This window comes from Bifidobacterium sp. ESL1133, from assembly GCF_058107325.1.
In genome coordinates this window covers 222,217-229,587 of sequence record NZ_JBYLUI010000005.1, presented here as the reverse complement: position 1 = coordinate 229,587, position 7,371 = coordinate 222,217, and the positions used below count along the sequence as shown (strand labels likewise).

5 protein-coding genes are annotated in these 7,371 nt (G+C 55.3%); 4 read left to right on the top strand and 1 reads right to left on the bottom strand.

The window, feature by feature from the left end:
* Positions 1 to 628 precede the first annotated feature (628 nt).
* The 3 genes from AC3B5A_RS06750 (at position 629) to AC3B5A_RS06740 (ending at position 4,428) form a co-directional block, all read left to right on the top strand.
* Positions 629 to 1,387, top strand: coding sequence for a Sir2 family NAD-dependent protein deacetylase (locus AC3B5A_RS06750; protein ID WP_489799841.1), 759 nt, complete (start codon positions 629 to 631; stop codon positions 1,385 to 1,387).
* A 276-nt stretch (positions 1,388 to 1,663) separates the two neighbouring features.
* On the top strand, positions 1,664 to 3,622 hold the full coding sequence (gene asnB / locus AC3B5A_RS06745; protein WP_489799839.1) for an asparagine synthase (glutamine-hydrolyzing): 1,959 nt from the start codon (positions 1,664 to 1,666) through the stop codon (positions 3,620 to 3,622).
* A complete protein-coding gene (locus AC3B5A_RS06740) occupies positions 3,619 to 4,428 on the top strand; it encodes a sulfite exporter TauE/SafE family protein (RefSeq protein WP_489760854.1) in 810 nt (269 codons plus the stop codon). Before asnB ends, AC3B5A_RS06740 begins: the two co-directional genes overlap by 4 nt.
* Here AC3B5A_RS06740 and AC3B5A_RS06735 read toward each other — a convergent pair.
* Complete coding sequence (locus tag AC3B5A_RS06735) at positions 4,418 to 4,900, bottom strand: nucleoside deaminase (protein WP_489799877.1); 483 nt, start codon at positions 4,898 to 4,900, stop codon at positions 4,418 to 4,420. The two genes, AC3B5A_RS06740 and AC3B5A_RS06735, sit on opposite strands and share 11 nt — an antisense overlap.
* A 358-nt stretch (positions 4,901 to 5,258) precedes the next feature.
* On the opposite strand from AC3B5A_RS06735, the gene AC3B5A_RS06730 reads away from it, so the two are divergent.
* Complete coding sequence (locus AC3B5A_RS06730; RefSeq protein ID WP_489799837.1) at positions 5,259 to 7,346, top strand: cation:proton antiporter; 2,088 nt, start codon at positions 5,259 to 5,261, stop codon at positions 7,344 to 7,346.
* Positions 7,347 to 7,371 lie beyond the last annotated feature (25 nt).

The following is a 7,371-nucleotide window of genomic DNA, read 5'->3' as shown; positions in this document are numbered from 1 at the left end:
CCGACATCAATTAACACCCCTCGGTGACCCCACCACAACAGCAAGGCAGACATCGGACTGGCAATCAAAACAAAAAATAAAGTAGTACAGACACACTCTTGAGTTCTCAAACCACCACCACACCAACTCAACATCATCTCTTGGAGAGAAGCTGTTGTGATGAGCAGCAAGAGATAAATATACGCGAGTTCTTGACTTTGCGCAAGTCGGGTACGCAAGAATGCCGCGAGACCCTTGAAATTCAGGGGTTCTCTCGGCGTGTCGAAAACCGGCTTTTATGCCTTCTTCAACCTAGTTTAGCCACAATATTTCCCGAATCAAGCTCGAAAATTAGGCGTTCATCGGCGTGTTGTATAGCCACTCCCCCATCTTCGCCCCAAAGCCCAGCACGCCGTGCCTCTATATCTCCTCTTTTCCACCCCACGCCATTGACCTTCTTAGGCAGGGCACATCCGTGTACCTATATGCCCCTACCTCTATATGCCCTCAATCATTCCTGCTCATGTTTTGCCCAATCGGAATTTGGCAATCTTCCCAGCCCCGGCTTGCTGCAAACAGTCAAGCCGATGGCTTACGCCAATACTTACCGCTCACCTGTCCGCAACGAACCTGCTATAAACTTGAAGATATGAGCAAACACATTGCGGTATTGACAGGCGCAGGGATATCGACCTCTGCAGGCATACCGGACTTTCGCGGTCCGGACGGGGTATGGACCAAGCACCCCGAACAGATGAGCGTATACGACATCGACACATTCCTCAGTGACACCAAGCAGCGCCAATACTCTTGGGCCTGGCAGAAAGCCTCACCAGTGTGGAATGCAGAACCCGGGGCAGCACACCGCTCCCTAGTGAGGCTGGAAGAGGCAGGCATGCTGACCCTGCTGGCCACGCAGAATTTCGATGCGTTGCACGAGAAAGCAGGCAACTCAAGCGACATCATCGTCAATCTGCACGGCAGCATCGGAACCTCGCACTGCATGAAGTGCCACGCACAATACCGGACAGCAGACATCATGGCAACGCTGGACGAGGAACCAGACCCGCACTGCCACCGCAGACTTCCCTATAGCGGCAACATGCCCTGCAACGGAATCATCAAAACCGACGTGGTGTATTTCGGGGAAATGCTGCCCGAAGGGGCGATGGAACGCGCCAGTGCAGCTGTGGCGAAGGCAGATGAATTCTGGGTAATCGGTTCGACTTTAGAAGTGTTCCCTGCTGCAAGCCTGGCACCAATCGCCGCACAGGCCGGGGTTCCAGTGACCATCATGAACATGGGGCGCACCCAGTATGACCGGATCGCCACCTCATTGATACACGACGACATCGCGCAAGCGCTGCCGGAATTGGTTGAACAGACGATTCAGGAATCCTCTGAGTGAAAATCAGGATATGTACCATGCGAACATATTGGAGAATCACCCAGAATCCTTATGAATTCAAGAAACAGTGCCCTCATCAAGCGCGTTGTAAAGATGAAATAGTATAGCAAGATACGGTATTCCATAGCACGAAATCGCTGCACCATTAGCCCACGGTTGTAGCTATTCTTGGAAATCTACGGCGGCAATTAGCCCGACCGTTCACAGCATCAACGAAACTGCCCAGGGGCCATTGGGGCTGAACGACAGACAAGGGCTGTCAGACTGGAGGAGCGCATGTGCGGTATTGTGGCGTTTTGTGACCCAACGATTGTAGATAAAGACGTAACGATTCAATCCATGATGCGCATGATCGCGCACCGCGGGCCCAACGAGTCAGGCAGCGGCTTCTACACCAACGACACCACAGCCATGGGATTCCGACGTCTGAGCGTCATCGACCTCGCAGGCGGTAAACAACCAATCTTCAACGAAGACGAATCCATACTCATCACCTTCAACGGTGAGATATACAACTACCAAACACTACGCGAAGAACTCATCGCCGCGGGGCACACCTTCCGCACCAAAGCCGATACCGAAGTGCTGCTGCACGGGTATGAGGAATGGGGCATGGATCAGCTGCTGAGCAGGGTGCGCGGCATGTTCGCCTTCCTGATTTGGGATGACAACAAGAAAAGCATGTTCGGAGCACGTGACCACTTCGGCATCAAACCCCTGTACTACTACAACCAAGACGGCACCTTCATCGCAGGATCGGAAATCAAATCGTTCCTGGTACACCCGCATTTCAAGAAGGAACTCAACCAGACGGCCGTCAAACCGTTCCTGATGAACCAGTACAACGATCTCGAGGAGACATTCTTCAAGGGTGTATACCGCTTCCCCGCCGGGCACTGGTTCGAATACCACGACGGCACCATGCACACGCATGAATTCTGGGATGCCACCTATGCCATCGACTACAGCCGCAGCGACGAAGAAATCATCGCCGAAATCGATGACACCATCACCGAGTCCGTGGAAGCGCACCGCGTAGCCGACGTACCCGTGGGCAGTTTCCTCTCAGAAGGTGTGGATTCAAGCTACATCACCACCGTGCTCAAACCGGAGGAAGTCTTCACCATCAACTTCGACGAAGGCCCCTACGACGAAGCCAGCAACGCCAAGCTGCTGGCCGAGAGCGAAGGGCTGAATTTCAACCAAGGCAGCGTTGACGGAGACGAAGCGTTCCGAGATTTCGCCGAGATGCAATACCACCTCGACGAGCCTGATGCCAACCCCTCGGTGGTACCGCTGTGGTACCTGTGCCGACTGGCGCGCAAGAAGGTAACCGTAGTGCTCTCCGGAGAGGGTGCGGACGAGCTGTTTGCCGGGTACGTCAACTACGGCATTCATACCAACAACAAAACACTGCGAAGCGCGGCGAGCGCCATGCACAAACTGCCAGCCCCGGCTCGCAAGGCCATGGCCAGCGCACTCAAGAAGATGCCGAACTTCCCAGGGCGCACGCAAATGTACACGCAGACCGCCGAACCGCGGGAATACTATGCCGGTCAGTCGTACATCTATGATCTAGATCAGCCCACCATCTTTACCGACGAACAGGCTGATGCAGTGCTGAAGCCGGCCTACCGCAACGGTCCAACCGCGCAGGACCTGTACCAACGCGACTTTGACAAGGTTGCTGGTGCCGAAGATGTGAAACAGATGCAGTACATCGACCTGCACCACTTCATGCTCAGCGACATCCTGCAGAAGGCCGACAAGATTTCCATGGCGCATTCGCTCGAATTGCGTGTGCCATACCTCGACCGCGAAGTGGCAGAACTGGCGAACGGCATCCCCTCAAGCAAACTCATCAACAATCATGACTCGAAGGACATCTTCCGCAGGGCTGCCAACCGACGCTTGCCCGATGAGTGTGCCAACCGACGCAAGCTCGGCTTCCCGGTGCCCATCAAATCTTGGCTAAGACAAGAAAAATACTGCAGTCAGATTCGTGCGCTGTTCAGCGAGGATTGGGTTGCTCAGTTCTTCGATCAGCAGGCAATCCTGAAACTGCTGCAGGAAAACTTTGACGGCGTGAGGGATGCCAGACGTCAGATATGGAATATCTTTACCTTCCTGACCTGGTACAAGCTTTTCTTCGTTGACTTTGCGCAAACCCGGCGCAAGTACGAACGCTTGCAGCCGGATGTGCAACGCTTTACGGAAAATGGGACGCTGATATGAGCCGTATGCCAATTGCCACAGTGAAGCGCACCATTGTGATGGTGGCGGTGGGCCTTCTGGCAGGCGTGCTCTCAGGCCTGTTCGGTATTGGCGGCGGATCAATTGTCGTTCCGGCGATGGTGTGGATCGGCATGACGCAGCGGCACGCGGCAGCCACGTCGCTTGCTTCCATCATTCCGATGTCCATATCCGGCGTGATCTCGTACGCTGCAGACGGGCATGTGGACTGGTTGGCAGCGCTACTCATGGTGTGCGGCACGGTGATCGGCTCACTCATCGGCAGTTGGCTGCTCTCGCGTCTATCAGAACTGTTGCTGCGCTGGGTATACGTGGCATTCCTGTTCTTCGTGGTAATTTCGCAACTCGTGTATACGCCTTCTCGCGACTCGAGCATCACCATGAGCACAGGCACGGCAGTCAGTCTCATAGTGCTCGGCGTAATCATCGGTATGCTGTCAGCTCTGCTGGGAGTAGGTGGAGGCGCTGTTGCAGTGCCTGCCCTCTCACTGCTGTTCGGTGCTTCAGACCTAGTGGCTCGAGGCACGTCATTGCTGGCCATGTTCCCCAGTTCCATCACCGGCACCCTCTCCAATTGGAAACGGCATTTGGTGGATGTAAGAAAAGGACTGTTCATTGGAATTGTGGCAGCCATAGCAGCACCAATCGGCACTCATCTTGCCACAATGGTGTCAGCTCGCACAGGATCTTACTTGCTGGCGGCCTACCTGTGCATAATACTGCTGAGATGTGTGTGGACCGCGCTGAAAATTACGCCGGGCATTGGCCCGAAGCTGCCTAGGAAGTAACACGACGGCGAGCCGAGAAGAAGTCCTGCAATACTGCAGCACACTCGGATTCGCACACTCCCCCAAATACCTGAGGTCGTGAACCGATGTGCGGGTCACGCGGAATGTCCCATACTGACCCGCAGGCCCCCAGTTTCTCGTCCCAAGCGCCAAACACAATGCGGCCGATGTGCGCTTGAAGTGCAGCACCTGCACACATGGGACACGGCTCAAGAGTGACTACCAACGTGCAATCCGACAAGTTCCACGAAGCAGTGGTGCCTGTGCCGCAGGTATCGGCGGACGCTGCACAATGAGATACAGCTGCTTGACGCAACGCTTCTACCTCAGCATGAGACAGAGGGTCGCCGCTGGTCTCACGACGGTTCCGCCCCTCACCGATAATCTCGCCTGCGGCATCTAACACCACCGCTCCCACAGGCACTTCGCCGGCGGCTTGTGCGTCTTCAGCCAAACTCAGAGCCCGATGCATAGCCGATGTGAAACCGCTTGTACCTCGGACAGGCTTAGTGGTCTTTGCGGTCGTGGAAATCGCAGCAGGCTGAAGAGAATCGCTCATACGGGTAGTCTAGCGGTAACGACAGGGTTCGGCGAACATTAACGCGATCGTCTCCCAAGAAAATACGCATGTCCGCCCAAAGAAAATGTAGAAGGGCAAATAATAGACATAAGACGGAAAGAACAATCCTTTATAATGGGAGGAGACCTATGAAAAGCCAGTATAAAACGCGGACACACCAGTGTACGGTGCGCCTACGCACGTACCGTGGCGAAGCGTGCCAATATGCTGTCAGCACAACATCACGAATACAGTCAACGAGGAGCAATATATGGAAATACTCGAACTGATCCTGTCCATCTTGGGGGCGGTGGTGCTCTCGTCTTTCGTGAGCCGCTTCATTCCTCGTATCTCAACGCCGTTGGTACAAATAGCACTCGGTGTTGCACTTACGTTCCTGCCCTCGTTCCCCGTGGTGAAACTCAACCCATCTCTATTCATGGTGTTGTTCATCGCGCCTCTGCTGTACCTGGAAGCACACCAGATCAACAAGCAGACGTTGATTAAAACACTGAAGCCGTCGCTGGAACTCGCGATCGGACTGGCACTGATAACCATGGCGGTCATTGGATTCGTACTGCACTGGGCATGGCCGGGCATCCCCTTGGCCGCAGCATTCGCCCTGGGAGCGGCGCTTGGCCCCACAGACGCAGTGGCAGTCTCGTCATTGAGCCATGAAGCATCACTGACCGAACGGCAAAAAGGCATCCTTTCCGGAGAATCCCTGTTCAACGATGCCTCGGGCGTAGTGGGCTTCCAGTTCTCGATTTTGGCCGCTGTGACCGGCTCATTCTCCTTTGCCGAGGCAGCAGGAAATTTCGTGGTCTCCTTCGTCGGCGGAGCCATCATAGGAGTCGTAGCCGCATTCCTAACGAACAAACTCTTTGAAGCGGTACGTGCAGCCGGGTGGGAAACCACCACCAGCCGCATTCTCATGGAACTGTTCCTCCCCTTCCTCGTCTACTCGGTAGCCGATGAAGTCGCGCACGTGTCCGGCATACTTGCCGTAGTGGCATTCGGCCTCTTTGTGCACTTTGACCGTACCGGCATCAGCCCGAACACGGCACGTACCAACATCGTCTCCAACAGCGTATGGTCCGTGGTCTCGTTCAGCCTGAACGGCACCGTGTTCATTCTGCTCGGCATGCAACTGCCCGATACCATCCGTGCCAGTTGGGAAGACCAAGCGGTATCAAACGGCACACTGCTGGAACTGATTCTGCTTGTCTCGGCAGTCGTGCTCGCACTGCGCTTCCTGTGGGTGGCGGTGATGGTGGGCACTTCGAAGGACCCAGCCACCGGCAAGCGCAAGAAGATGGACGGCCACCGTTGGCGTAGCGCCGCCATCATGACCTTCGGTGGAGCCAAAGGTACCATCACGCTCTCGCTGATGTTCACCATCCCGTTCGTCATTGACACCGGTGAGCTGTTCCCCCTGCGCTCGGAACTCATCTTCATCGCCTCGGGCGTCATCATCGTCACACTGCTGCTGGCGAACTTCCTTCTCCCCCTGCTGGCGCCTAACAAAAGCTCTGACGACGGTGCGGCCAAACTGGCCAACGTCACCATCACCGTGCTCAAGCGTACCGTGGAGGAGCTGTCCAGCGGTGTAACGTCGGAAAACCGGCGCATTGTGCTGCCCGTTATCGACTCCTACAACAAGCGCATCACCAGGTTGAAACAGCGCACTGGCACCATTGACGCCGAGAAGTTCCAAGACCTGCAGATCGAAGCATTGCGTTGGGAGAAAGACTACATTAAAAACCGCCTGGCACAAGTCAAAGCCGACACCTCGCTCAGCGAGCATGTGCGCAACCTGCAGATCGAAGCATGTGAACGCATGATGGATCAGATCATGAACTCGCTGCGCCACACCGAAAATCGGAAGGCCAAAAAGACCGGCAGCCGCCTGGTGGCTAAGATACTCGGACGTATACGTGCCAACTGGCACAGGTTCAAGCTCGTTATGCACAGGCTCAACAGCAAGATACGACGCACGGCCCCAATGCTGACGGAAGATGAAATCTATAAGTATGTCCACGACATCCAGATTGAGGCCGTGGAGTACGTCATCAACCGTATCTCAGAAGCCATGGGCGGTAGCACAGCGCTGACCGCATACTATTCGGCCTTGCTGCTGGACTATCGCAGCACGGAATCGTCGCTACGCAGTCGCCCCACACTGGAGGCCAATGCCACTGCTTCCGCCAAAGTACAGGAGGCGCGGCACGAGAGCTACACCATTGAGTTGGGCATCATTCAAGACATGCTGGAAAACGAGGAGATCACACGCGCTCAAGCCAAACAGCTACGGCGCAATGTGTATGTGATGCAGGTGGATGCAGATTCCGAGCTATAAACGCAGCATCACCATCGGCACCTCA

Excerpts from the sequence above, each read along its gene's own strand:
- AC3B5A_RS06730 (WP_489799837.1), top strand. The coding sequence starts at position 5,259 with ATGGAAATACTCGAACTGATCCTGTCCATCTTGGGGGCGGTGGTGCTC.
- AC3B5A_RS06735 (WP_489799877.1), bottom strand. The coding sequence starts at position 4,900 with ATGCATCGGGCTCTGAGTTTGGCTGAAGACGCACAAGCCGCCGGCGAA.
- asnB (WP_489799839.1), top strand. The coding sequence starts at position 1,664 with ATGTGCGGTATTGTGGCGTTTTGTGACCCAACGATTGTAGATAAAGAC.
- AC3B5A_RS06740 (WP_489760854.1), top strand. The coding sequence starts at position 3,619 with ATGAGCCGTATGCCAATTGCCACAGTGAAGCGCACCATTGTGATGGTG.
- AC3B5A_RS06750 (WP_489799841.1), top strand. The coding sequence starts at position 629 with ATGAGCAAACACATTGCGGTATTGACAGGCGCAGGGATATCGACCTCT.